General features: G+C 42.4%; 18 protein-coding genes. 6 read left to right on the top strand and 12 right to left on the bottom strand.

Annotation, left to right across the window (positions count from 1 at the left end; translation table 11 throughout):
- Positions 1 to 20: 20 nt before the first annotated feature.
- The 12 genes from AQ505_RS05075 to AQ505_RS05020 form a co-directional block, all read right to left on the bottom strand.
- On the bottom strand, positions 21 to 1184 hold the full coding sequence (locus tag AQ505_RS05075) for an ABC transporter permease (protein ID WP_062547176.1): 1164 nt from the start codon (positions 1182 to 1184) through the stop codon (positions 21 to 23).
- Positions 1153 to 2337: an ABC transporter permease gene (locus tag AQ505_RS05070; protein ID WP_062547175.1), complete on the bottom strand. Its 1185-nt coding sequence runs from the start codon at positions 2335 to 2337 to the stop codon at positions 1153 to 1155. The genes AQ505_RS05075 and AQ505_RS05070 overlap by 32 nt, the downstream gene beginning before the upstream one ends.
- Entirely contained in the window at positions 2337 to 3326 is a 990-nt protein-coding gene (locus AQ505_RS05065) for an HlyD family secretion protein (RefSeq protein ID WP_062547174.1), read from the bottom strand. The genes AQ505_RS05070 and AQ505_RS05065 overlap by 1 nt, the downstream gene beginning before the upstream one ends.
- A gap of 48 nt (positions 3327 to 3374) precedes the next feature.
- Positions 3375 to 4832, bottom strand: coding sequence for a TolC family protein (locus AQ505_RS05060; protein WP_062547173.1), 1458 nt, complete (start codon positions 4830 to 4832; stop codon positions 3375 to 3377).
- A 1-nt stretch (position 4833) separates the two neighbouring features.
- Entirely contained in the window at positions 4834 to 5580 is a 747-nt protein-coding gene (locus AQ505_RS05055; protein ID WP_062547172.1) for a succinate dehydrogenase/fumarate reductase iron-sulfur subunit, read from the bottom strand.
- 10 nt (positions 5581 to 5590) lie between these two features.
- Positions 5591 to 7507: a fumarate reductase/succinate dehydrogenase flavoprotein subunit gene (locus AQ505_RS05050; protein WP_062547171.1), complete on the bottom strand. Its 1917-nt coding sequence runs from the start codon at positions 7505 to 7507 to the stop codon at positions 5591 to 5593.
- Positions 7498 to 8181: a succinate dehydrogenase cytochrome b subunit gene (locus AQ505_RS05045; protein ID WP_062547170.1), complete on the bottom strand. Its 684-nt coding sequence runs from the start codon at positions 8179 to 8181 to the stop codon at positions 7498 to 7500. The genes AQ505_RS05050 and AQ505_RS05045 overlap by 10 nt, the downstream gene beginning before the upstream one ends.
- A 9-nt stretch (positions 8182 to 8190) precedes the next feature.
- Positions 8191 to 9621: an anion permease gene (locus AQ505_RS05040; RefSeq protein WP_062547169.1), complete on the bottom strand. Its 1431-nt coding sequence runs from the start codon at positions 9619 to 9621 to the stop codon at positions 8191 to 8193.
- A 38-nt stretch (positions 9622 to 9659) separates the two neighbouring features.
- Positions 9660 to 10775, bottom strand: coding sequence for a porin (locus AQ505_RS05035; RefSeq protein WP_197286299.1), 1116 nt, complete (start codon positions 10773 to 10775; stop codon positions 9660 to 9662).
- Positions 10776 to 10779: 4 nt separating this feature from the next.
- Positions 10780 to 11346 carry a helix-turn-helix domain-containing protein gene (locus AQ505_RS05030; protein WP_062547167.1) on the bottom strand — a complete coding sequence of 189 codons (567 nt, stop codon included), beginning with the start codon at positions 11344 to 11346 and terminating at the stop codon, positions 10780 to 10782.
- A 375-nt stretch (positions 11347 to 11721) separates the two neighbouring features.
- Positions 11722 to 12975 (bottom strand): DcaP family trimeric outer membrane transporter, encoded by a 1254-nt coding sequence (locus AQ505_RS05025; protein ID WP_157262197.1) that lies wholly within the window; start codon positions 12973 to 12975, stop codon positions 11722 to 11724.
- Positions 12976 to 13041: 66 nt separating this feature from the next.
- A complete protein-coding gene (locus AQ505_RS05020) occupies positions 13042 to 13947 on the bottom strand; it encodes a cation diffusion facilitator family transporter (protein WP_062547165.1) in 906 nt (301 codons plus the stop codon).
- 156 nt (positions 13948 to 14103) lie between these two features.
- Between AQ505_RS05020 and adiC the strand changes: the two genes are divergently transcribed.
- The 6 genes from adiC to AQ505_RS04990 all read left to right on the top strand — a co-directional run bounded on the left by adiC (position 14104) and on the right by AQ505_RS04990 (position 25726).
- The gene (adiC, locus tag AQ505_RS05015) at positions 14104 to 15423 is read left to right on the top strand and encodes an arginine/agmatine antiporter (protein WP_062547164.1); all 1320 of its coding nucleotides are present in this window, start codon (positions 14104 to 14106) and stop codon (positions 15421 to 15423) included.
- A gap of 12 nt (positions 15424 to 15435) precedes the next feature.
- Positions 15436 to 17742, top strand: coding sequence for an Orn/Lys/Arg decarboxylase N-terminal domain-containing protein (locus AQ505_RS05010; RefSeq protein WP_062547163.1), 2307 nt, complete (start codon positions 15436 to 15438; stop codon positions 17740 to 17742).
- Between the two features lie 296 nt (positions 17743 to 18038).
- Positions 18039 to 20528, top strand: coding sequence for a TonB-dependent receptor (locus tag AQ505_RS05005; RefSeq protein ID WP_062547162.1), 2490 nt, complete (start codon positions 18039 to 18041; stop codon positions 20526 to 20528).
- A 599-nt stretch (positions 20529 to 21127) separates the two neighbouring features.
- Positions 21128 to 21820: a CAP domain-containing protein gene (locus tag AQ505_RS05000; RefSeq protein ID WP_062547161.1), complete on the top strand. Its 693-nt coding sequence runs from the start codon at positions 21128 to 21130 to the stop codon at positions 21818 to 21820.
- Between the two features lie 325 nt (positions 21821 to 22145).
- A complete protein-coding gene (locus tag AQ505_RS04995) occupies positions 22146 to 23669 on the top strand; it encodes an FMN-binding glutamate synthase family protein (RefSeq protein ID WP_062547160.1) in 1524 nt (507 codons plus the stop codon).
- 128 nt (positions 23670 to 23797) lie between these two features.
- Positions 23798 to 25726, top strand: a complete 1929-nt coding sequence (locus AQ505_RS04990; protein WP_062550889.1) for an LTA synthase family protein — start codon at positions 23798 to 23800, stop codon at positions 25724 to 25726.
- Position 25727 lies beyond the last annotated feature (1 nt).

Here is a 25727-nt window from a genome sequence, read left to right as displayed (position 1 = left end):
GGCTTTTGTCATTAAAAAAACTAAGCCAAAACCCGCTTTCTCAAAGTATGCAAACGTGCATAACAAATGCCACTATAGAAAGCCCACAACAGCATCAGGTGCAGCAATAACTTTGGATTCTCCCATATACTTGCCCCCGACTGTACCATTGCTGTATAGATCTGGATAAAGGGTGTAGTTGGTAATAACATCGACAACCACTGTATCGGCAAGGGTAAAGACTCAAAAGGCCAGGAATATCCAGTAATCAGGAAAATCGGATACGTGGAAAAGGCCATCATCTGTAAACAGAGTAATTGCGATTTGAACAGGGAACCGATAAACTGTCCCATAGGGATTAACGTGAGCAGGAACAGCAGCAGTAATAAGCTGAGCTCAAAACCATTGCCCCTCATGGGCAGGTTCAGCAAACTGTAATTCACATTCAGAAAGAAAAATGCATAAGCGGAAAACAGGATCAGGTAAAATAATCCCTTTCCCCAAATTGCCATGGACGCTCCTCCCCTTAACCAACCACCAATAGTGGAATGCTGTCTTTCTGCGGCTACACTTTCGGAAAGACCTATTAACAAGGTTTGCTGCAGGATCAGTGCCAGCAAGCCGGGCAATAAGAAAGCGCCATAACTCGAACGTTCATTAAACAGCGGACGATAATCCAGACTGACAGGCATCACATTCTGCATGGCAATGGCGGAAGTCATCCCCTCGCTTTTCTCGAAAAACTGGAGCCGAACTCCTGCACCGACAGTCAGGCAGATGGCTTGTACACTGGCCAGAATGTCACTGGAAGGCAGAAATCTGGCTGCATTTACCGCCAGTACCACATTGCTTTGCTTCAAACTTAACAAGTTAGTCTGCGTTCCTCTTGGGATGTACATATAGCCCTGACAATTTCCTTCATACATCTGTTCTTTTGCATCTTCCAGGTTAGAAAAATGGATCAGTTCTACCATTGGAGAATTGTCTATATGCTGTTGTAATAAACGAGACAAGCGAGTCTGATCGTCATCTACAATGGCCAGTTTCACATTTTCTTCTTCTTTGTTAATGTAAATACTGCCATAAAAAAAAGCATAAAGCAAAGGTGCGATCAGCAGTGTAAGGAGCAAACTATGGTCCTTCACCACTAGCCCTGCTTCTCTCAGTAAAAGATTAATTAAGGACGGGTTCGACTGCTGCTTCATTTTTGCTGTTATTAAATTGACGTTGGAAAAGAATTAAGGCAGTCGGGAACATGACTGCTGGAAACAACAATAATTTATACAAATCAGCCTGCGCATAATAGAAAGGCAGGTTCATATAATATATCTTAAAGAAAGTATCCAGAAATGGCGTATAGGGCATAATCGTCGCATAGTACTGATCATACCAGGGCATTGCCCATCTTGGAAAAGTAAAACCGCTGAACACAAAGGCCGGCGAAGTATAAAACAAAGCCACATCACCCGAAAGCATGACATCTTTAAACAAAGCAGAAATGAACATTCCGATACCGATACAAGCGATAGACAGCAGGGTATACAGTGCAAAAAACTTACCTGTTGCTGCTGGCACACCGATATCAAAGAAAGGAAAGAGAATAAAGGCAATAATGGCAAAATTGAACCAGCTGACCACCAGATGGGCGATCGTTTTACCGGCAATTACGCGAAATGCTGATCCCTTTGCCAGCTCATATAACTGCGGCATCGTATTGGTCTTGTATTCATAATTTAGCGCCAGCATGCTGCTGATGATCAAAATCATCTGCATCCCCACCGTAATCAGCCCGGGTACCAAGTATTCCTGATAATTATAAGTCGCATTGTACAGCTGATAGGTATCCAGTTTAATGGGGTTCGCTAAAGCCATAGCCCGATCTGGCGGCATTCCCGTCTTCACCAGCTTTTTCAAAATGACCCCTGTGCTTCCGGTAATGATCACCTGCGCTGCTGCTTTATACACCATTTTGGCGGGTACTAAAGCCGCCGCATTCGTATACAACGTCACTGTGCTGGGATGACGGCTATATATATCGTTCTGCATATTTACCGGGAAATGTACGGCACCCATGATCTCCCCTTTCTGTATGGCGCGCTGCACTTCTGCTTCGCTATACAACCTTTTGGTAATTCGTAACGCATCCCGCTGCTCCAGCAAGAAAATCAGCTGTCGGCTTACCGGACTTTGATCGTCATCCCAAATCGCAAAAGGAAGGTTTTTCGCTTCTTTCTCCTGATAGATATACGCATAAAAAGAAAACAACAGAGCAGGAACCACCAGCATCACCAGGTAAAATACCTTTAGATGGAGAATCCTGTTCCATTCCCGAATGATGATTTGACAAGTGGAGCGCATTATGGCAAAATTAAGGAAGCCGTCATACCAGCACGTAAACCTTTAATTCCGGCAGCGTTTTCTGGTTTCAGCTCTATTGTAAATGTTCTCAGTTCAAACTGTCCTTTGTCTTTTGTAGGTACCCAATTCGCAAACTCTAAGGTTGGCGCAATAGAAGTCACTTTCACTTCAAAAGTTTCAGGATCACAACCCGGCACTTTCACTGAAGCTACAGAACCTACTTTCAACAGATTAGACTCATCCTGGCGGACATTGAACCGAATCAGCTTAGAGTTTTTCTTTTCAATAGTCATCATTGGATAACCTATAGAAACAATTTCACCTTGGTGCGTCACTAAACTAGAAATCACCCCATCTGCAGGTGCATGTACGCGGGTATTGTCGCCTAAAGATTTGGTCAGTTCATAAGCCTGTTCCGCTTGTTTTACAATCGCATTCGCCGTTTTCATAATCTCCGGACGCGTGCCATCTTTCAGCATTTTCAAGTTCAGCTTTGCCATTTCCATTTCTTTTTTAGCCGCCTCATAGCGGAAATAGAAAACATCTCTTTCCTGACCGGAAATCACGTCCGCATTGTACAAACGCTGCATCCTATCATTAGTGGCACTAAATAACTTGTACTGATCTTCGCTGATCTGGTACAGTTTGGAAGTCGCATCGATCAGTTCTGGTCTGGCACCTTTTAACAGCAATTCCTGCTGCCCTTTTGCTGCATCAATGGCAGCAAGGGCTTGTGCTTTTATCGCATCTATCTCGTTAGAACGAAGAATGGCCACAATTTGCCCCTCTTTTACCGTATCGCCAAGTTCTACCAATAAAGAATCCAGACGACCAGGAAATTCAGCCGCCACATCTACACTGGAAGCATCTACCATGCCGATGAAATTATTGTCTTGTTTCTTATTCCCTGCCAGAAAGAAGAACAAAGTGGCGATGACCACGATAATAGGGATCAGTAAAGCCCAGTAATTTTTGATGATATCTTTCATGTATATGTGTTTTATAGCTTGAGTTTTTATGTTTATATCCAGGTAATTTTATTTCAGGTATTTCGCCAGTTCTTTTGGCGTTCCAATGCTGTTAAAGTAAGCGGCAACAGCCAGGTAATACCCAAACACTGCGGTATGGTAACCTTTGTCGATTTCCGTTTCTACCAATAAAGCATCGTTCACATCTTTAGGAGAAGAAAGCTGGTTTTTCATCCTTTCACCGATCAAAGTACTTGTTGTATGTGCTTCCTTACGGGCATTACCTAAGGCGTATACATCGTTTTGCAGTGATTTCATTTTATTTCGAGCTACCGTAGATTGCACCTGCAAGGCCAATCCGGCACTCTGTTCTCCAAGTTTTGCCTCTTCCACCAGCTTGCTAGCAGCTTGGGTGCGTTTACGGGTCTGTCCGTTAAACAAACTCCATTGCATCTCCAGGCCGATAAACCAATCCGGCATCGTAACCGGAAGGTCTTTTTGATAAAGGTTATAATTACCGATGGCAAAAATATTAGGCAGAGAGAAAGACCTGCTGATCTTTTCTGCGGTTTTCGCATAATTGATTTTGCTGCCCGCGAGTCTGTAAATCGGATTCGACACCCAGAAATCTTCTTTTGGAGCTGCTGGTTCTATAGGACAATATTTTAGCGTATCCGCGATCACAATATTCGAGTCTAAAGGAATCCCCAGTAGTTTATTCAATTCCACCTTGGCATTTTCCTGTTCCAGTTTTATATTGTTAAACTGACTTTCTGCCTGGATCAAGACTACATTTGTCCAGCTTTTCTGGTATGGGGCAAGGATCTCATTTTTCACCAGCTGCTGTGCATACTCCTTATTTTTCATCAGCGCATTCACCATGGTCTGCTGCTCAGAAAGCAAGGTATTTAAGTATAAAATCCGCAGGTACTGCAAAGAAATCAGGAATTCCAGTTCCTTCGCTACCAGGTCTACATTGATATCTGCCGACTTCACCAGGGATTCTGCCAGGTTTCCCGCAGCATCTAATTTATAGCCTAAAAATATGGGCTGTCGAAAACCTACCCCAGCCACGAAATAAGATTGTCTGCTTAAACTCGGATTATAATCCGGATAAATGGCTCCGATTACATTTTTAGAGGTATTATATATGCGATCCTGCACAGACTGAGGCAGTGGATTTCCGGTAATTTCTTTGAACACCTCATTGGCCGTATTCACACTTTGCTGAGAAGAACCGTTCACCACACCATCTCTTGCCTGCTGCAGATTGATCGTTAAAGGACTGCTCAGGTAGGTATAGCTCGACAATAAATCCACTTTTGGCAAGTAACTTTTCTTCTCTGCTTTCAGGTTAGCCTCCCCTGAAGCCAAAGAAGATTTCGCTTGTCTGAGGCTCAGGTTGTTTTGATTTGCAAGGTTAAAACAATCTTCCAATGAGGTGTTTTGTGCATTCACAGTCATGCCACAAGCCATCAGACCACAAAGCAGGGCATAATTTTTATAGGTATGTATTTGTTTAAACATATTACTTTTTTAAAACTTTACTCAGGGTATATTCCCAATTCATTCTGGCGATATTCAAGACGGAAATACTTTGCGGACATTCCACTTCACAGGCTTCGGTATTGGTACAATGGCCAAAATCTTCGAGGTCCATTTGTGCCACCATAGACAGCACGCGTTTATTAGATTCCATCTTTCCTTGCGGCAATTTTACCAGGTGCGCAATCTTTGCAGAAGTAAACAATGCCGCGCTGGAGTTTTTGCAGGTAGCCACGCAAGCCCCGCATCCGATACATGCGGCACTATCGAAAGCCGATTCGGCCTGTTCATGCGTGATCGGAATGCCATTTGCTTCTGGTGCCTGACCGGTATTTACCGACACAAAACCTCCGGCCTGAATGATGCGATCGAAAGCAGAACGGTCTACCCGTAAATCCCTTTTCACCGGGAATGCGGCCCCTCTAAAGGGTTCAATATAAATCGTATCCCCATCTTTAAACTCCCTCATGTGCAGCTGACAAGTGGTCAAATGTTTGATCGGACCATGTGCACGACCGTTGATCATCATCCCGCATTGTCCGCAAATACCTTCCCGGCAATCATGGTCGAACTCCACCGGACGATCACCGCTCAAAATCAGCTGTTCGTTCAGCGTGTCCATCATTTCCAGAAAGGACATGTGAGGAATCACATTGTCCAATTCATAATCGACCAATTTCCCCGGACTACCGGCATCACTTTGTCGCCATATTTTTAAATAGATTTTCATAGCCGGTATATTATTTATAACTCCTTACGGTTAATTCTACATTTTCAAAATGGAGGGGTTCTGGGACCAAAATTTCTTCCTGATCCTCCCCTTGGTATTGCCAGGCGGAAACGAAACAATATTTCTCGTCGTTTCTCAAGGCCTCTCCTTCCGGAGTCTGGTATTCTTCCCTGAAATGGGCACCACAGGATTCCTCTCTGGTCAAGGCATCCTGACACATCAGTTCTGCAATCTCCAGGTAGTCACTGATACGGCCTGCTTTCTCCAGTTCCCCATTCATTTCCTCGTCTGTACCTGTTACCTTCAGATGCTGATAGAAGTCTGCGCGCAAGTCTTTGATCTCCTGTATTGCTTTTATTAAACCTTCTCTAGTTCTTGATAAACCACAATAGTCGTAAAGAAGCTTTCCCAATATTTTATGGTAGTGATCTGCGGTTTTTGTGCCATTGATGGCGAGTAATTTTCCGAGATGCGCCCTTACCCGAACTTCGGCATCCACAAACTCGGCCTCGGAGGTGGTTAGTCTGGCAGATTTGATTTCTTCGGCCAGGTAATTTGACACCGTATAAGGCGCAATAAAGTAACCGTCCACACAAGCCTGCAGTAAAGAATTGGCACCTAATCTATTGGCTCCGTGATCGGCAAAATTGGCTTCCCCTAAAGCAAACAAGCCAGGAATGGTGGTCATCAATTCATAATCCACCCATAAACCACCCATAGAAAAATGCGCAGCAGGGGAAATCATCATGGGTTCTTTATAAGCATCAATGTCGGTGATCTTACGGTACATATCGAACAAGTTTCCGTACTTCTCTTTAATCTTTCCTTGTCCCTGCTCTTTGATCGCTTTTGAAAAGTCGAGATAAACGGCATTGAGCTGTGGCCCTACACCAAATCCGGCATCAATCCGTTCTTTTGCGGCGCGGGAAGAAATATCCCTTGGTGCAAGATTTCCAAACGCAGGGTATCTACGTTCGAGGTAATAATCTCTTTCTTCTTCGGGAATATCATTGGGTTTTCTGCTCTCCGGATTATGCAGAGGCACCCAGATCCTGCCGTCGTTTCTTAAAGATTCAGACATCAGGGTGAGTTTGCTCTGGTAACTTCCAGATTGCGGTAAAGAAGTAGGGTGCACCTGTGTCCAGCTTGGGCAAGCCATAAAGGCTCCTTTTTTATGCGCGCGCCATATCGCCGAAGCGTTACAGCCCATGGCTAAGGTAGACAAGTAGTAAATCTTACCGAAACCGCCGGTGGCCAGAATCACAGTATGTGCACTATGTCTTTCGATTTCACCGGTATCGAGATTTCTCACGATTACCCCTCTTGCTTTGCCATCTACGATCACCAGATCCAGCATTTCATGCCTCGTGTATAGGGCCACTGTTTTAGCGGCCACCTGTCTCATGAGCGCCTGATAGGCCCCTAACAGCAATTGCTGTCCGGTTTGTCCTCTGGCATAAAAAGTCCGGCTCACCTGCACCCCTCCAAAAGAGCGGTTGTTCAGGTATCCGCCATATTCGCGGCCAAAAGGCACGCCTTGGGCAACTGCCTGATCGATCAGCTGTGCGGAACACTCTGCCAGACGGTATACATTGGCTTCTCTGGAGCGGAAATCCCCTCCTTTTATCGTATCATAAAACATGCGATACACGCTATCACCGTCATTTTTATAGTTCTTCATGGCATTCACACCACCTTGTGCGGCAACGGAATGCGCTCTTCTTGCGGAATCCTGGAAGCAAAATGATTTTACATTATAACCCATTTCTCCTAGAGATGCCGCGGCGGCGCTTCCAGAAAGTCCGGTACCTACCACAATCACATCCATTTTCTTTCTATTGGCGGGATTCACCAATCGGGCATGGTCTTTATAAAAGCTCCATTTATCTTTTAATGGACCCGGGGGGATTTTAGCATTTAATTCCATACCACATGCTGTGTTAAATAAACATAAATTGGGATAATTGCGAAGCCGAACGTAATCACGTAACTGTATACTTTTCCAAAATTCCTGACCCAGGCCACGTATTTTGGGTGATACAATCCTAGTGAACGGGCGGCACTAAAAAAACCATGTAACAGGTGATAACCCAGCGCAAACATGGAAAGCACGTAAAACAATACGTACCACCAATCCTGGTAGGCGGCGATCACGATCGTGTATAAATCTTTATGGCCAAACTCATCCATTGGCAATGTTCCAAACTTATACTGGTACCAGAAATCTTTAAAGTGAAACACCAGAAAGATCAGGATCAGCGTACCTAAGATCCCCATATTCCGGGAGTACCATTTGCTGGTCGCTGCCCTGCCGTCAACCGCATATTTACCGGCAATTTTTTTATTCTTCAATGTGATCACCAGGGCATCAATCCCATGGATAATGATCGAGGCATACAGCACATAAGAAATGATTTTAATAAAAATATTGCCTGAAAGCAGTTGGGAATAACCGTTAAAGCTTCCTTTTGCCTGTTCTGCTGGCAATAGCAATTGCAGGTTTCCCAGCAAATGAATCACCAGGAAAAAGCAGAGGAATAAACCTGTTAAAGCCATTAATGTTTTACGCATCAGCGTAGAGGTATTTGATTTTCTATCCATAGCTTTAAATTAAAATACGCCAATTACTTTCCACCATAGTCCGCCGATTCCGATCCAGATGATCAGGAAAATAATACTCAGTACAAAGCCTTTCGACCACCAATCTTTGACATCGACATACGTACTTCCAAAAAATACAGGAGCGGGTCCATGACCATAATGCGTTAAGGTGCCGAAAATACCACCGCAGAAACCTAATGATAGTGCGAGCAGCATCGGCGGAATGCCAATAATCACACCTACCCCTAAGAAAGCGGCATACATAGAAGCCACATGTGCAGTTGCACTGGCAAACAGATAATGGCTGTAAAAATAAACCAGGATGATAATTGGAAAAGCCATTGTCCAGCTTAAGCCACCGATCTGGTCTTTTACTACATTGCTCAACCATGGAATTAATCCCAGGGTATTTAACGCGCTGCCCATCATCACCAGGGCGGAGAACCAGACAATCGTGTCCCAGGCTCCTTTTTCACTTTTCACATCTTCCCAGGTCAGTACTCTGGAAAGCAATAGAAATACCAATCCGATGAAGGCAGTCGTGGTGGCATCGATCTTAAAGAAGTCGCCGCTTACCCACAATACCAGCAGGATCACAAAAGCGATCAGCATCAGCCATTCATTGGTAGACACTTTGCCCATTTCTTTCAGTTTATCCGAGGCCATTTTTGTGGCACCCTGGGTCACTTTTATTTCCGGTGGATATATTTTATACAGCACATAAGGAATCAGGATCAGGGAAATGATGCCGGGAACGATGGCTGCCCACATCCATGACATCCAGGTAATCTGAATCCCCAGGTCGGCAGCAAACTTCTGACACATCGGGTTACTGGCCGTACCAGTCAGGAACATAGAGGAAGTGATCAGGTTGACATTGTAACTGCTCAAGCTCAGGTAAGCACCCAGCTTGCGGTGGGTTTCTTCTTTATCGGGAAAAGAGCCAAAGTTGATGGCCATAGATTTCATAATCGGATAAATGATACCGCCGCCACGGGCTGTATTACTGGGAATTGCAGGAGCCAGTACTAAATCCGCCAATCCAAGGCCATAGCCTAATCCCAAAGAACTACGGCCAAATACGCGGATAAAAAGATAGGCAATCCTGCTTCCCAGTCCCGTTTTAATAAATCCACGGGCAATAAAAAAGGAAATACCGATCAACCAGATCACCTTATCACCGAAACTGCTGAGTGCTAATGAGATTGCTTTTCCGGGATCACCGGGAGCGAGTACACCAGTGATGGCCACTAAAGCGATCGCGATCATAGACATCGTGCCCATTGGCGCTGCTTTGAGAATAATCCCTAGAATGGTGGCCAGGAAAATCGCCAGCAAGTGCCAGGCTTCCGCCTTAACCCCTTCTGGTTCTGGGATAAACCAGATGATGAGTCCGAATGCCAGGGTAATCAGTAGCATTTTGTAGTTTACTTCTTGCATGATTCAGTTTGTTCTTTATTAAAAATGGATATCAAATACTAAAAGCGCGCTTGCATCTGGCAAATCACGCGATTGGTATTATACTGTGTGGTGTTCGGTATATTTTTTTCGTATCGGTCCATTTGCAAACCTATTTGTACGCGGATGGCATAGGCATCTGCAAAAGAAGCGCTGAGCATTGGGATATAAGTTTCTCTGGAATTCCCTGCCTGTCTGAAATCAGCATCCAGGTATTCATAGCGAAAGGCAAACTCCAGCTCTTTCAAACGTGTGTTTTTAAAGCTGTAGCTCACATTTGGCAAGACGTAAATCCCCCTCATCGCATATTTGCTAACTGGGATCAGGGGTGTTTCCTGGCCAAAAAACTCCTGGCTATTGATCCCTTGTTTATATTCAGAAACAAAGGACATTCCCCATCTTTCATTTAGCTTTTTGGTATAGTCTACATCTACGCCATAGGCCCAGATTTTCTGTCCCATATTTTTGCCAAATCCAGCACTGCCACCCAGATGCGTATTTTTACTTAAACCCAGTACTACGCGTGCAGGAAAAATCTTACCATCGTCGTTATCGCTGACCTGGTTTCTATTATTGCCGTTGAACACGCCTACCGAATATTGAATAGGAATGTCGATGTCTTTAATCTGTCCGGAGAAACTAGCACCAATCTGGAAACTTTGCCAGCTATTAGCACCGAACAAATAATATTGATTAGAGAAGTCTATCGATTTTACAAAATCTACCGGATAATTATCTTCCTGTCCAAATTGCGGACGAAACTGTCCGAATTGAAAATTCACATAATCATTGACACTATATTTTATATAGGCATTTTCCAAAACCTTGTTCTGCGGATTTCCGGTGAAGTCACCAAAGTTGACCAGGATTACGGCATTGATGCGGTCGTTGATGGCGGCATTCAACTGTACCCTTGCCCGTTTCACAGAAAAGGAATTGTGTGCAAAATGCTCATCACCGGAATGGTGCTGCCCTTTGATGTCAACATCATCGTCCAGTGAATAATTGAACTGGCTTTGCAGCATCCCTGATAAGGTCAGCTTCGTTTTAGAAGACACAGGAATTTCGACTCCTTGTGCCTTTAATAAAACCGGCGTACACAGTATAGATAAAAACGTTAAAATTTTAAACTTCATTAAATTAGAGCTTATGATGAGCATCACCTAAATAATAAGAAGGCGCCTTACCGGTGTTTTTAATAAAGGCCCTGAAAAACGTTGTTCTGGAAGTAAAGCCTGCTTGCCAGGCCATGCCTTCTAAAGACAGTTGCTTCCATTCTTCCTGATGGATTTGTGACTTCACATACTCCACCCTCTGAAAGTTAATGAAATTCTGGAAATTTAGCTGGTACTCCTTGTTAATCAGGCAAGAAAGATGATGAGCGGGAATACCAGTATCTTCTGCCAGGTCTTTAATAGAGTAGCCCTTGGTCAGGAAAGGCTGTTGATCAGCAAGAGTTTTTTCCAGGGTTTGCAGATAGGCATTGCGCTTATCTTTAGTATAAAGCAGCTGCCCCTGACATAGGTTATCGCCTTCTTCCAGCTGAAGCGGCTCTACTTCTTCCTTCTTATGTTCAGGGGAAAGTTTCTTTTTGAGGGTATTGATAAATCGGAACAGGGGGTGTTTTACGACTTGGGGAACGAAAAAAAGCAGATAAGCGGCGCTTACAAAGGCGTGATTATCAATTTGCAGGGAAAAATGTACCATATAACATAGTATTTATGATTTCAAGGATAGATAGGATGTATTGGGGCAACAGGCAGATTATCCCGGACGGAGATACCTGTTAGCATGAGGAGTATGTTTTTCCATAGGTAATGGATTTTGTAAGTTTTTTCCGCTAAGCAATTAATTATTTCACAACCTATATCTCTAAAACTAGAGCCAAAAATCCCTTTTTAAGAGATCCGGGTTTATTATAGTACATTATTAAGGGCAAAAGGTTTTATTTATTTTAAAATAAATAATTACCTAAATAGAGGATTATTATCAGAATAATTCTATGTAAAGTCATTCAACTTTTATGAAGACAAAAGCGTTGAAACATTTAATTTCTTAACACACAACTCCCGGAAAGAATAACTAAAATCTAAATTGCAAACTGAGCTGAATGCGACTATTATTGGCAGAATCGCCGTTTACATTCTTTCTGGTGCCATATAGATACTCTATGCCCCCTTTGATAAAGCTATTAGGGTAGTAAATCAGGTTTAGCACACCATAATTTGAGGACTTAAAGCTCTGATCTGCAAGCACTCCATCATTCTCAAGGTTCAAATAACCCCAGCCAGCAGTAGAACTGAATTTATCCGACCACCAGTGGTCATAAGAAGCAGAAAGTCCCCAAACACCCAGAATTTCCAGGCTGGAACTAGCATGATTATAGACGCCATCGTAATTATCCGGCCCAATGTCGTTAATGTATTTGCTGATTCCCTTACCATAACTGGCCTGAAACACGAAATTATCCTTATTTCCAGGCTGCTGCAAAACACCGCTGGCAGTGAAGCCATAACCGACCTTACTTTCTCTTTCCTGCAGCGTATTTTGGTAAACAATTGGGTGCAGTACTGAGGCAAAACGCAGGTGACTCCCGTTTTTACTGTACTGAATACTGGCAGTCACATCAGGAACTTGCTTTAGTGCTTTAAAACCAGACTCATCAGGAAGCGTCAAAAAACTCTCCGGATCTTCCAGCGCCAAGACTACATCCGTAGTTTTGCTGACTGGCAAGGTTACCCTGAACTGCACCTGCCTGCCGAAAGTCATGGAATTGGGCCCATTATAATCCAGGGTATTTGGATAAGCATCTACATCCATAAAGTTAGACCAGTACATTCCAACCAGCACCTTCCCGTATTCGGCATAGGCCATTCTCAAATTCGGACTAAAGGAACTATTGAAAAGATCGAACTCCAGCACTGTTTTTAATCCCTTTCCTTCAATTGGAATCTGTCCACTTAGGTTAAAACGACTGGCGGCAACACTATAAGTAGTATTGCTTTTTTTAGCATTGGGAATCTCTATTCCTGAAGATAAAAAGCCTAAAGGACTGTTGTTATTGTGAAAATCATGAATCGCATCCGTCTGTATAAAACCACCAATCTGCAGTGCTACACTTTCATCATCGGCCATCACCACCCCTGTATATCTCCCGGATTCTACTGCACTTCTGGTTTGTGTTCTCGGTGGCGAAGCATTTTTCTTTAATCGGATATCAAGGTAATTTAAGCGGGTCTCCAGGCTATCGAGGCGTTTCCGTGTCAGGGAATCCTTTTGGGCAAAAACGGTCATCACCACCATCTGAAGAAGTAAAAAAGTAAGTGTCTGTTTCAAAAGCATAATTTGATCGTATGTTATATTATATATAGTATTATTATCTCATGGCAACCTTGCCTATTCTTATAGCATCCATTTTCTTTGTGCGGTAAAAGAAATGGTGAGCCATAGGTTGTTATTTTTATTTTTAATGCCATCATATACTTCTGCCCGGATCAGATCCAGCTCATCTACTGAACGGAGCGGATAGCCCTCTGGCAAAAGAAAATCAATTTCTATCAGGTGGTACTTCCCGGTTTTAGCGATATGGCTTTTCACCTCCAGAAAGTTTTTTGAGCTCACAATCTCCTCTACCAATGCTTTAGTAGTCCTTTCTACCTCATCGTCAGGGGCGAACAGCAGCAATTCTTTCAGATTTCTAATCCCTGTTTTGATTGGTTCAATGAGAAAAATAAGAGAAGCCAGAATCACCAGTGTGGGATCGATATAAGGCACAACCGCATGGAAACCGAGTCGGTCCAGAACAAAAGCGATCACCATACCTACCAGAATAGCCACACTTAAAAAAGCACCCAGCTGCCATTCCAAGGCTTCAATCCTGACAAACTCAGAAGACACTTTCCTTGCTTTTCTCTTGAAATACACCCAGATCACTAAAGAACCTAATGCAGAAAAAATCAAGAAACCAATGGCCACATCCAAGTCTACGATTCTGCCGCCATGCATAAAATCCAATGTTGCAGTGATTAATGAATAGAGACAAAGGAAAATGATCACCAGGCATTGAATCAAAATAATAAAGGGCTCAAAATGTGCCCTTCCATAGGGAAATACCTGATCTTCGGGTTTTCGGATAAACTGCAGTGCAAATATGGAGGCAATGGACAGCACCATCCCAATCAGGCTGAAAAGGCCGTCAAAAATGATGGCCTTGGCATCTGTGAACAAGCCAAAACAGATGCTCAACAAAGCAAAAACACCTGTGAGATAAATAGATAGCTTAATTAATCGGTTTTCAGTCAGCGCCATAATATAATTAATTCCTCAAAATACATAAAAGCCATACCTGTATCTGCTCCAGTATGTTCCACATTCTAAAGTGAAACGCATTGCGCTCGTCCTTCCTACTCTTTTTTGAAGTGTATCAATAGCTTTGTTTTAAGGTCTATCTAATCCTTAAATATTATGGCAGAAAACAATAAGAAAGTTGGTTTAATCCCTGTAATGCTGATGGTTGCGGGAAACATTATGGGCTCCGGGGTATTCCTGCTCCCTGCGAATCTGGCGGCTACGGGCGGAATTGCCATTTACGGCTGGCTGGTCACCATTGTTGGTGCGATTGCCTTATCTATAGTATATGCGAAGATCTCTTCGATAGACCGTAGTCCGGGTGGTTCTTATGCGTATGCAAGAAGGGCTTTTGGTCCTTTTTTAGGTTACCAGACCAATATGCTGTACTGGGTAGCGGCCTGGGTAGGTAACATCGCGATCGTAGTGGTCGGTGTAGGGTACCTCAGTTACTTCTTTCCCTTCTTAAAAGAACCGATTCCTGCAACCATCTGCTCCATTGGCATCCTATGGGCATTTGTCCTGATCAATATCTCCGGACCGCGATTGATGACCAAAGTACAGGCATTTACGACTGTTTTAGCTTTGATCCCAATCATCGGTGTAGCCGTATTCGGTTGGTTCTGGTTTAAGAGCAGCACCTATATGGAAGCCTGGAATGTGAGTGGAAAAGATTCTCTTAGTGCCGTACAAAGTGTTCTAAATATTACTTTATGGGCATTTATCGGCGTAGAAACTGCCTCTGTTGTTGCAGGAGTCGTTGAAAACCCTAAAAAGAATGTACCTATTGCTACCGTTGGCGGAGTATTAATTGCTGCGGTTTCCTATATATTATCCAGTACCGCTATTATGGGAATGATTCCAAATGCGGAATTACAGGTTTCTTCTTCTCCTTTCGGCGATGCAGTAGCGATGGCCTTAGGTAAAACTGCTGGTGCAGTAGTTGCCTTTTGTGCGATGTTGGGCTGCTTAGGATCAGTTGGTGGCTGGACATTGGTTGCCGGACAAACGGCAAAAGCAGCGGCTGATGATGGTTTATTCCCTAAGATATTTGCTAAAGTAAATAAAGATGGGATTCCGGTAACCGGATTAATCATTGTGGGTGTGCTGATGACCGTGTTGCAGCTGACCACCATTTCACCAAATGCGGCCAAACAATTTGGTATAGTTTCTTCGATCACTGTGATCTTTACCGTGATTCCTTATATCTATACCTGTGCAGCATTGATGCTCATCGGTCATGGAAACCTGGGTGAAAAACGAAATGCTTACATCGTCATTATCGGCCTTGCCTTTATCTACTGCATCTGGTCTGTGGTGAGTTCCGATTCTACTACTGTATTGGGCGCGTTCGTTTCTGTACTGATTACTACTGCATTATATGCTTTTAATTATAACCGTACCCATAAAGGCGCTTATCCACTTGATTCTAATTAAATAAATAAACCTATGATTCAACGTATCAATAAACTCAACAAAAGAAAAGTTCTGATCATCGATGATGAACTTCTTATTCAAAATACAGCCAATGGAAGAGCGGTCAGAGCATTGGTAAATGAATTGCAAGACCGGAATTTTGAAGTCATTGAGGCCATTTCCTACGACGATGCCTTATCGGTGATCATCTCTGATGCGGCAATCAGCTGTGTATTGCTCGACTGGACTTTGGGTAATAATGATGAGGCTACCCATCAGCAAGGCACCGCATTATTACTGGAGATTAGAAAAAGAAATGCTTCCGTTCCCGTATTCTTAATTGCAGAGAAAGGCGACCAGAACTCATTCACTATAGAAGCCATGAGCCTGGCCAATGAATTTATATGGATGCTGGAAGACACTGCTTCCTTCCTTGGTGGAAGAATTGAGATTGCGATTCATCATTATTTTGAAAACTTATTACCTCCATTTACAAAAGCTTTAATCAATTATACAGAGAATTCGGCAGAGTATTCCTGGGCTGCTCCTGGACACCAGGGTGGAATTGCCTTTACCAAATCCCCGGTAGGAAGAGTGTTTTTTGATTTCTTTGGAGAAAACCTTTTCCGTACGGATACTGGGATTGAAAGAACGCCACTAGGTTCTCTGTTAGACCATGAAGGGCCTGTAAAAGAATCGGAAGCCTATGTCGCAAAAGTATTTGGATCGCATTTAAGTTATAATATGCTGAATGGAACTTCAGGTTCCAACAGAGCAGTATTTATCGCTGCAGTTGCAGATGGCCAGTATGCTTTATGCGATCGAAATTGCCATAAATCCATAGAGCAGTCCTTGACCATGACGAGTGCGATTCCAGTCTTCTTTATCCCTACCCGCAACCGTTTTGGTATTATCGGCCCAATCCCGGCGAAAGAATTTTCTCCGGAAGTGATCCAGTCGAAAATAAACAATCATGCACTAAAAAGTCATGCGACACAGGATAAACCAGTTTATGCGGTAGTGACGAACAGTACTTACGACGGCATGTGTTACAATTCTAAGGAGCTGGAAAGCTTACTGGCACCAACCGTAGACCAGATCCATCTGGATGAGGCCTGGTATGCTTATGCCCGTTTCAACCCATTATACAAAGATCGTTACGGCTTGCGCGGCAAAGCGGAAGACCATCCAAAAGATGCGCCAACCATATTTGTAACACACTCTACACATAAATTGCTGGCGGCACTGTCGCAGTCTTCTTACATCCATGTACGGAATGGCAGGAAGCCAATTGAACACAGTCGATTTAATGAATCTTACCTTTTACAGTCTACCACTTCTCCATTGTACGCGATTATCGCTTCTAATGAAATTGGTGCAGCGATGATGGATGGTCCTCAGGGAGAAATCCTGACACAGGAAGTGATTGATGAGGCCGTAGATTTCCGCCAGGCATTGGCCCGTACCCAACGCGCTTTCCATCAGAAAAAAGACTGGTTCTTTGGTTCATGGAATGCGCCAACAGTAACCAATCCGGAAACTGGAAAGCAAATAGATTTTGCCGATGCGCCGAAGGAATTGCTGAGCCATGATTCGAATTGCTGGGTATTGAAACCTGGTGATGCCTGGCATGGTTTCGACCAGATGACCGAAAACTGGTGTATGCTGGATCCGATTAAAGCGGGGATTTTATGCCCGGGAATGGAAGATAACGGTAAATTGAGTGCCTGGGGAATCCCCGCAGCAGTAGTTTCTTCGTTCTTATATGCCAAAGGTATTATCCCTTCCAGGACTACAGATTTCATGGTACTTTGCCTGTTCTCTGTAGGAAATACTAAGGGGAAATGGGGTACATTGATCAATGCTCTTTTAGAGTTCAAAAGACATTATGATGATAACACGCCATTAACAGCAACGATTCCTGACCTTCCTGCCAACTATCCTGACCGTTATGGAAAAATGGGATTAAAAGACCTTGCTGATGAAATGTTCCATAATATGAGAGAAAGCAATATGGATAAATGGCAAACCGCGGCATTTAGTCAGCTTCCAACACCAGTGACCACGCCAAGAGTTGGTTTCCAAAAACTAATGTCGGGTGATGTAGAATTATTACCGTTGGATAAATTGGCTGGCAGAACTTCTGCAGTAGGCGTGATTCCATATCCTCCAGGAATTCCAATCATTATGCCAGGTGAAAGCTTCGGCCCTGCAGACGGTCCTTGGTTAAGCTATATCCGCAGCCTACAGGAATGGGGAACGAAATTCCCTGGTTTTGAAAAGGTAGTGGAAGGCTCTGAAATGAAAGATGGCACTTACCATGTGTGGTGTTTAAAATAAGCTTTAAAAGTAAAACGGGGAAGTTTCCTCCGAAACCTCCCCGTTTAAATTAACGCTCTCATATATATAGACGCTTGTCTATTCAGTTTATTATACCCGACTGAAAATATTTTTTATTTATCGCATTCGCAGTCCTGCGGATGCGATTCTTTTTTTGTTCCAGCTGCTGTAATAGGTTAGCTATCCTTCAGCTATGAGCTAAAATCACCTTATTTATTTTAATTCTAAATAAATTTGCAGTTCTCCTAAGCAGCACTTACATTTGCGGCCAATTAGAATTAATCTAAATAAACCCTATGAAGAAACTTTACATATTATTCAGCCTCGCGCTGCTTATTTCATTAACCAATACCACTTTTGCTCAGCTGGCTTCAGCACCAGTAAGAGGTACGATCAGTGGAAAAGTAAGTACAAGTGATGGTAAACCAGCTGCCTATGTGAATGTGCAGATTGTAGAAAACAACAGAAAATCTTTAACTAAAGAAGACGGTACATTTATCTTTAACCACCTGAAATCTGGAAAATACACAGTAAAAACCTCTTATATCGGTTTAGAAGTACAAACCCAAACCGCAACTGTAATTGAAGGTCAGGACACTAAACTATACTTCACACTTAACGAAACCTCTTCGGAGCTGAATGAAGTTATCATCGCGGCTAATGTGAGTCCGAACCTAAAACCAGTGAGTGTGGGCAAAGTATCCATTCCTGTAAGAGACCTTCCTCAGTCAGTACAAATTATCAATAGCCAAACCATTACTGACCAACAAGCAAGCAGACTAAGCGATGTGTTGAAAAACGTAAATGGTGTTGCTTTTGGTGCCAATCGTGGTGGTGTAAGTGGTGAAACTTTTTACGCACGTGGTTATGCTTTAGGTACTAATAATGTGTTCAAAAATGGCGCCCGTACCACTACTGGTGGAATGCCGGAAACCAGTACATTAGAATCTGTTGAAGTTTTAAAAGGTAGTGCTGCTTTACTGTATGGTGGTGTTTCTGGTGGTGCGGTAGTGAATATGGTGACTAAAAAACCACAGTTCAACTATGGTGGTGAAGTTTCCATGCGTGCTGGCAGCTATGATTTATACAAGCCTACGGCTGATATTTATGGTCCAATTACCAAAGATCTTGCTTTCCGAGTAATTGGCACCTATGAAGATGCCGGCAGTTACAGAGATCATGTAACTTCTAACAGAGTCTATGTGAACCCTTCACTATTGTACAAATTGAGCGACAAAACTGAAATTTTACTGCAGGGAGATTACCTGAAAAGTGATTTCACACCAGATTTTGGTGTAGGAACCGTTGGTAACCAATTGCCTGCAAACATCAGCAGAAATATGTTTTTAAATACCAGCTGGGCATACAATAAAACCAATACTACTACTGCGCAAGCCAACATTACCCATAAGTTTAACGACAACTGGAAATTAAATGTAGTGGCTTCTCTTCAATCTTATACCAGAAATTATTTCTCTTCTGAACGTCCGGCTGCCTTAGCAGATGGTTCATGGAACCGTGCATTGACTCGTTCTAAAACAGATGAAGGAACTTATAACCAACAAATCAACTTGTCTGGTGCTTTTAAAACTGCTGGTATCGCACATACTTTATTAGTAGGAGCTGATGCTGATCAGTCAATTACTAAAGCTTATGGTTTTTCTGATCCTAACTTGTTGAAAGATGCGAAAGGGGCGAAATATTATGATACGGTAAATATCCTGGACCCTTCTAGCTTTAATATCCCTTCTAACTTTAATATGCCCGAAACATCGGTGATTTCCGATACTAAAACTCCAATTTATAGAATGGGTGGTTTTGTTCAGGACTTAATTGCCTTAACAAATCAGTTTAAAGTATTGGCTGGACTTCGTTACACTTACCAAAGAACACCAAGATCAAAAGCATTTACCTATGACACAGGAATACAAACTCTTGTTGCTAATGGTATTGAAAAAACAAAGACTGAAAGTGCTTTCTCTCCTAAATTAGGTTTCATTTACGAACCTTTCAAAACCACTTCATTTTATGTGAGTTATGCAAATAACTTCACTTCAAATGCAGGGCTAAACATCGCTACAAATGCACCTATGGATCCTTCAATTATTGATCAGTATGAGGCAGGGGTTAAAAATGATTTTCTTGGTGGCAGACTAACAGCCAACGTAACTGTATATAGAATTATCAACAGTAAGTTTGCACAAACTGCGGAATTTAAACCTGATGGCAGTGTAAATGGGGATACCAATTTAAAAGAGTTTACTGGTAAAACTGCTAGCGATGGTATTGAACTGGACGTTACCGGAACAATTGTAGAGGGACTAAGTTTCCTTGCAGGTTATAGTTACAACTATATGCGCTATACCCACACTCGTGAACAATCGGAATACATAGACCCTAAAACGAATAAGCTAGTAGTGGTTCCAGGAGGTATAGTTGAAGGTGAACGTTTAGTCGGTACCACTAAAAACACAGCCAATGGCTCCCTTTTCTATACTTTGCAAAATGGCAGCCTTAAAGGGTTGAAATTAGGCGCATCTGCTTATTACACAGGTGACCGTAATGGTGGAAGAAACACCAATAAATCGGGAACTTCGACAGGAATTATCCCGTTGGAAGCTTTCACCACATTTGACCTTTCTGCAGGTTACCAATGGAAAAAACTTTCCTTATTGACTAAAATCGCGAACATCACGAATGAGTTGAACTATTTCGTTCATGAGAACTATAGTGTGAATCCAATTCCTCCAAGACAATTTGTAGCCACATTAAGCTATAAATTCTAAGAAAATTAATCAGGTATTCCTAAATACATCACTACAAAAAGAGTGGTCTGAAAAGACCGCTCTTTTTGTTTTTCCAGCCCATCTCTTTTGCCAGGGATTTAGAAATCATCAGTTTTTTGGAAGGGTAATTAGCTATATGCAATATATATTTATGAAATATTGAATCTTAAGCAAGAAACAATAATTTCCTTCGTTTATACTAGAAAACAGATAATTCTCCAGAATAATTTGAAAGTTTTCCATAGTTTCTCTAAAAATCTGTTCCTTTTTCAGCCGAGAATGGAACAGATTTCAGCACCTTGTCGACGCTATCTGTTTTGCTATTGCTTTGCTATTGTTTTGTTCTTGCTTTGCTTTAGTTTTAGCTGAGGAAAACAATGGCAAGACAAAGACAAAAGAAGATCACCAGGTTTTCAAGGAAAAATCACCTACCTTCCTTTGTTAAGTCTTAGTTAAAAAAGGCCCTAAATCATATTCCACAATAAGATCGATTTCAGCAGAAAAACCTGGAGGTTCATATCAAATGGCCTGTGTTTTGCGTTAATGCAGCAAAACGGAACTATTGAATGAGCATAGGTCCTTGAATAAAGAAAGATAAGATGAAGATTTTTGCCCTTGCGCTCCTATTAACCCTCCCATTTACCTCATTTAGTCCTGCATTAAAAGCACAGTCGCCGGATGACAGCTGGACCAGAGAAGAACTAAAAATGGCCAATACAGCGGGCAATGCCAGCTACCTGACTGCGGAAGAGAAAGACATGGTGATTTACATGAACCTAGTCAGAATGGATGGCGCCAGATTTTTTGACACCTACTTCCAGGATTTTGTAGATGCTTACAATACCAGGATGCAGCAATACGGGAATTATGCGGAATTAAAAGTGAATAGAAATGACAGTTATTACCGCAGTTTGCGCAGAGACTTGCAGGAAATTAAGAATTTACCCGTGTTTTGGCCCGATCAGGCACTGACAAACATCGCCAAAGCTCATGCAAAAGACTTAAACAGAAACAATTATGCCGGACATACTTCTAAAGATGGACGCACATTAAATCAGCGGATCAGTACCGTATACCCTAAAAAATCCAATGGAGAATGTATTGCTTTCGGCTTCAATTCAGGTCTGGAAAACATCTGTATGTTGCTGTTAGATAAGGGCGTACCCAACCTTGGACACCGAAAACTCATCCTCAATACTTCCTCTGAGCTGAACACCGTTGGACTGAGCATTCAACCTCATCCGCGTTACCGTTATTGTGCAGTGATCGACTTTGTATCCCTTCCAGATTAATATTTACAATTAAATAACGTCGAAATCCTTTGAATTGCGCAAAAAGGTGCCGAGATTTGCGCCAATGAAAACGACTGAGGATAAGTATAACACCGCATATAGGCGCTTCGCGCGATATGAGCGGGAGAACTACGCCTTTGGCTTTGTTTTCCAGAGTACCTCCAGAGATTTTATTCTCTTAGCCCCGAGTCCTTCTCCATAAGATTCTCGATTCAGGGGCCTCTTCTATTCGAAAAATTATTTTTTAAACTCATTTTGAAGGCATAAGATTCAAAAATCATTATTCCTTTCGAGATGTTCATCTACTTTTATTTATCACCACCTTATGAAACAAAAAGGATTTCGTTCCATACTTGGAACAGTATTTCTTTGGATCGCCTTATTAGGCATTATCGCTTTAATCGTGAATGCGTTTTATCAAAAATCCGCTTTCCATTTATTAATTGCGTTGCCCGTTATCCTGATCACGGCCCTGGCCTACGACCGTTTTCAGTCTAAGCATGCTGTGCTTCGGAATTATCCGGTAATTGGGCGTTTACGTTATTTCTTCGAATCCATCAGACCGGAAATGCGTCAATATTTCTTTGAGTCGGAATTGGATGGAAAACCTTTCAACCGTCGCCAGCGCTCTATTGTTTACCAAAGGGCAAAAAATGAGCGTGAAACTGTAGCTTTCGGGATGCAGGTAGACCCTTATGAGGAAGGTTATGAATGGGTATCACACAGTATTTACCCTAAAAAGATTTCCAATATGGACCTGAGGGTAAAAGTTGGGGGTTCCGTTTGTACGCAGCCTTACGACTTAAGTATCCTGAATATCGGGGCGATGAGTTTTGGTGCATTGAGTAAAACGGCGATTCAATCGCTGAGCAACGGTGCCAACCTGAATAAGTTTGCCCACAATACCGGCGAAGGAGGAATCAGTCCTTACCACGTAAAAGGTGGTGGTGACCTGATCTGGCAGGTAGGAACAGGTTATTTCGGCTGTAGAGATGCGGAAGGTAAATTTGATGCCGCTTTGTTTCAAAAGAACTCGAAAAGAGAATACGTGAAAATGATAGAGCTTAAATTGTCTCAGGGGGCAAAACCTGGTCATGGTGGTATTTTACCAGCAGCCAAAAATACTCCGGAGATTGCGGAAATCAGAAATGTGGTAGCAGGAACAACAATTCTTTCGCCGCCAGCACACAGCACTTTCTCTGACGCCAATGGATTAATGCTGTTTATCCAGCAGATGCGTGAACTTTCAGGTGGTAAACCGATTGGTTTTAAATTGTGTATCGGTAGTAAAGAGGAATTTATCGACATCTGTGAAGCGATGATCGCCACTAAAATCTCTCCGGATTTCATTACCATTGACGGTGCAGAAGGTGGAACAGGTGCAGCGCCGCTTGAATATACAGATTACGTAGGGATGCCTCTATTGGATGCACTTGCCTTTGTAAACATCACCCTGAAAAAATACGGATTAAGAAAAGACATTAAAATCCTGGCTTCAGGAAAGATCATCACCGGTTTCGACATTATGCGTGTAGTGGCCTTGGGTGCGGATGCTTGTTACAGTGCCAGAGGAATGATGATGGCCCTGGGTTGTATTCAGGCCTTAAAATGCGACAGTGGCAAATGCCCTGTAGGTATCGCTACACAGGATAAAAGTTTATTTAAAGGAATTGACGTAACCGATAAAAAACATCGTGTCGCCAACTTCCATAAAAACACCGTTCATGCCACAATTGAGCTGATGGAAGCTTGCGGTTTTGACACCTTAAATGAGATTAAACCAGAACGTTTCAACAGAAGAATCGACACGACGAAAACGTTGAACTTTAAAGATATCTATTTCTCCTAGAGCATGATATTATAGAGAAATAGCAATGGTCAAAAAGGGCTGTCTTCCATCAGGAGATAGCCCTTTTGATTAATTTAACATTAATAAATCATTATCAATACTTAGCTTTGGAACAAATATTCAAAACTTTGAAAATAAAAGACACTACAGGCCTTAACCTCTATCTGGTGCTGGCCTATCGATTTCTGATCTTACTGATGCTATATACGTTATGTAGAATCGGATTTTACCTTTTCAATCAGGACCTCTTCCAAAATATCACCCTACCTAAGTACCTGTACATCCTTTGGGGTGGACTAAAATTTGATGTTTCCGCTTTAATATATATCAACTCTATTTACCTCCTTGCGCATTTGATTCCTTTTCCTTTTCGCTATAACGAGGGGTATCAAAAATTTTTCAAATGGTGGTTCATCATCACCAACAGCTTAGGGATTGTAGCCAACCTCATTGATTTTGTCTATTATAAGTTTACGCTCAAAAGAACCACTGCCACGGTTTTCAATCAATTCAGCAATGAGCAAAACAAGCTGAAACTCTTCGGTGATTTCCTAAAAGACTATTGGTATTTATTACTGATCCTAGCCGTTTTAGTGTGGCTGTTCATCAAATTATATGAACTCGTAAAGGTAAAAAAAACGGTACGTTTTACCTGGCCAGTCTATGTTTTACATACGGTACTATTATTTATGATCGCCGTATTGTGCATCACAGGTGTTCGTGGCGGATGGGGATTTGGTACCAGACCGATTACTTTAAGTAACGCCGGTGAATTTGTAGATACCCCGGATCAGATGAGTCTGGTCCTGAATACGCCTTTTGCCATCTTCAGAACCTTAAAAGCTTCCAAGCTGAAACCACTGAATTATTACGACGAACAAACGTTAAACTCGATATACAATCCGATTCACCTACCTAAAGATACCGGGAACTTTAAGAAATTAAACGTGATGGTGATCATCGTGGAAAGTCTGGGAAAAGAACACATCGGCAGTCTGAACAAAGACCTTGATGGTGGTAAATACAAAGGATACACCCCATTTCTGGATTCTCTTGTGGGCGAGAGTTATACTTTTAAACACAGCTATGCGAACGGCAGAAAGTCTATTGACGCCCTTCCTTCTGTGATTACCGGAATCCCGACCATCAATGAACCTTTCGTATTGTCTATTTATTCGAGTAATAAAACCACCAGTATTGCCAAAATACTAGGCGATGAAGGTTATGAAACGGCCTTTTTCCATGGGGCACCGAATGGCTCTATGGGCTTCTCTTCTTATACTCATCTTGCCGGGGTAAAGAAATATTTCGGTCAGAATGAATACCAGAAAACCGGTGATTCTGATGGCACCTGGGGCATTTGGGATGATCCATTTTTACAATTTACTGCGAAAACACTCAATACCTTAAAGCAGCCTTTCTTTGCGAGTGTCTTTACTTTATCTTCTCACCACCCTTTCCGTGTTCCGGAAGAGTATATAGGTAAATTCCCGAAAGGACCGCTTCCAGTGCAGGAACCGCTAGGCTATACCGATATGGCTTTGCGTAATTTCTTTAAAACCGCATCAACGATGCCATGGTTCAAAAACACGTTATTTGTGCTTTGTGCTGATCATGCGACAGTATCTTATCACCCGGAATACCAGAATACCACCGGATATTATTCCATTCCCATCATTTTTTATCGCCCGGATGGCGCTTTAAAAGGAATGTCGGATAAATTGGTACAGCAGATGGACATTATGCCTACGGTATTGAATTACCTGCACTACGACAAACCCTACTTCTCTTTCGGCTTTGATGCTTTTGATCAGAAAACTGATAACTTTGTAGTGAGCAATAATGACGGTTCTTTTAACTTTTACATGGGTGATTATTACCTGGTAAATGATGGTAAAGACAACATTGCGCTGTATAATTTAAGAAAAGACCGTTTGACTCAGCACAACATTTTAGCAGAAGAACCGGAGGTTGCCGCAGCCATGGAAAAGAAGTTAAAAGCCTTCAGACAACAGTATAACAACAGAATGATCGCAAACCAGTTAACCTATAAATAGT

Origin of the sequence: Pedobacter sp. PACM 27299, from assembly GCF_001412655.1 — a bacterium.
Taxonomy (GTDB): domain Bacteria; phylum Bacteroidota; class Bacteroidia; order Sphingobacteriales; family Sphingobacteriaceae; genus Pedobacter.
Note: the sequence above shows the minus strand (reverse complement) of the source record. Positions and strands in the feature narration are given on the sequence as shown.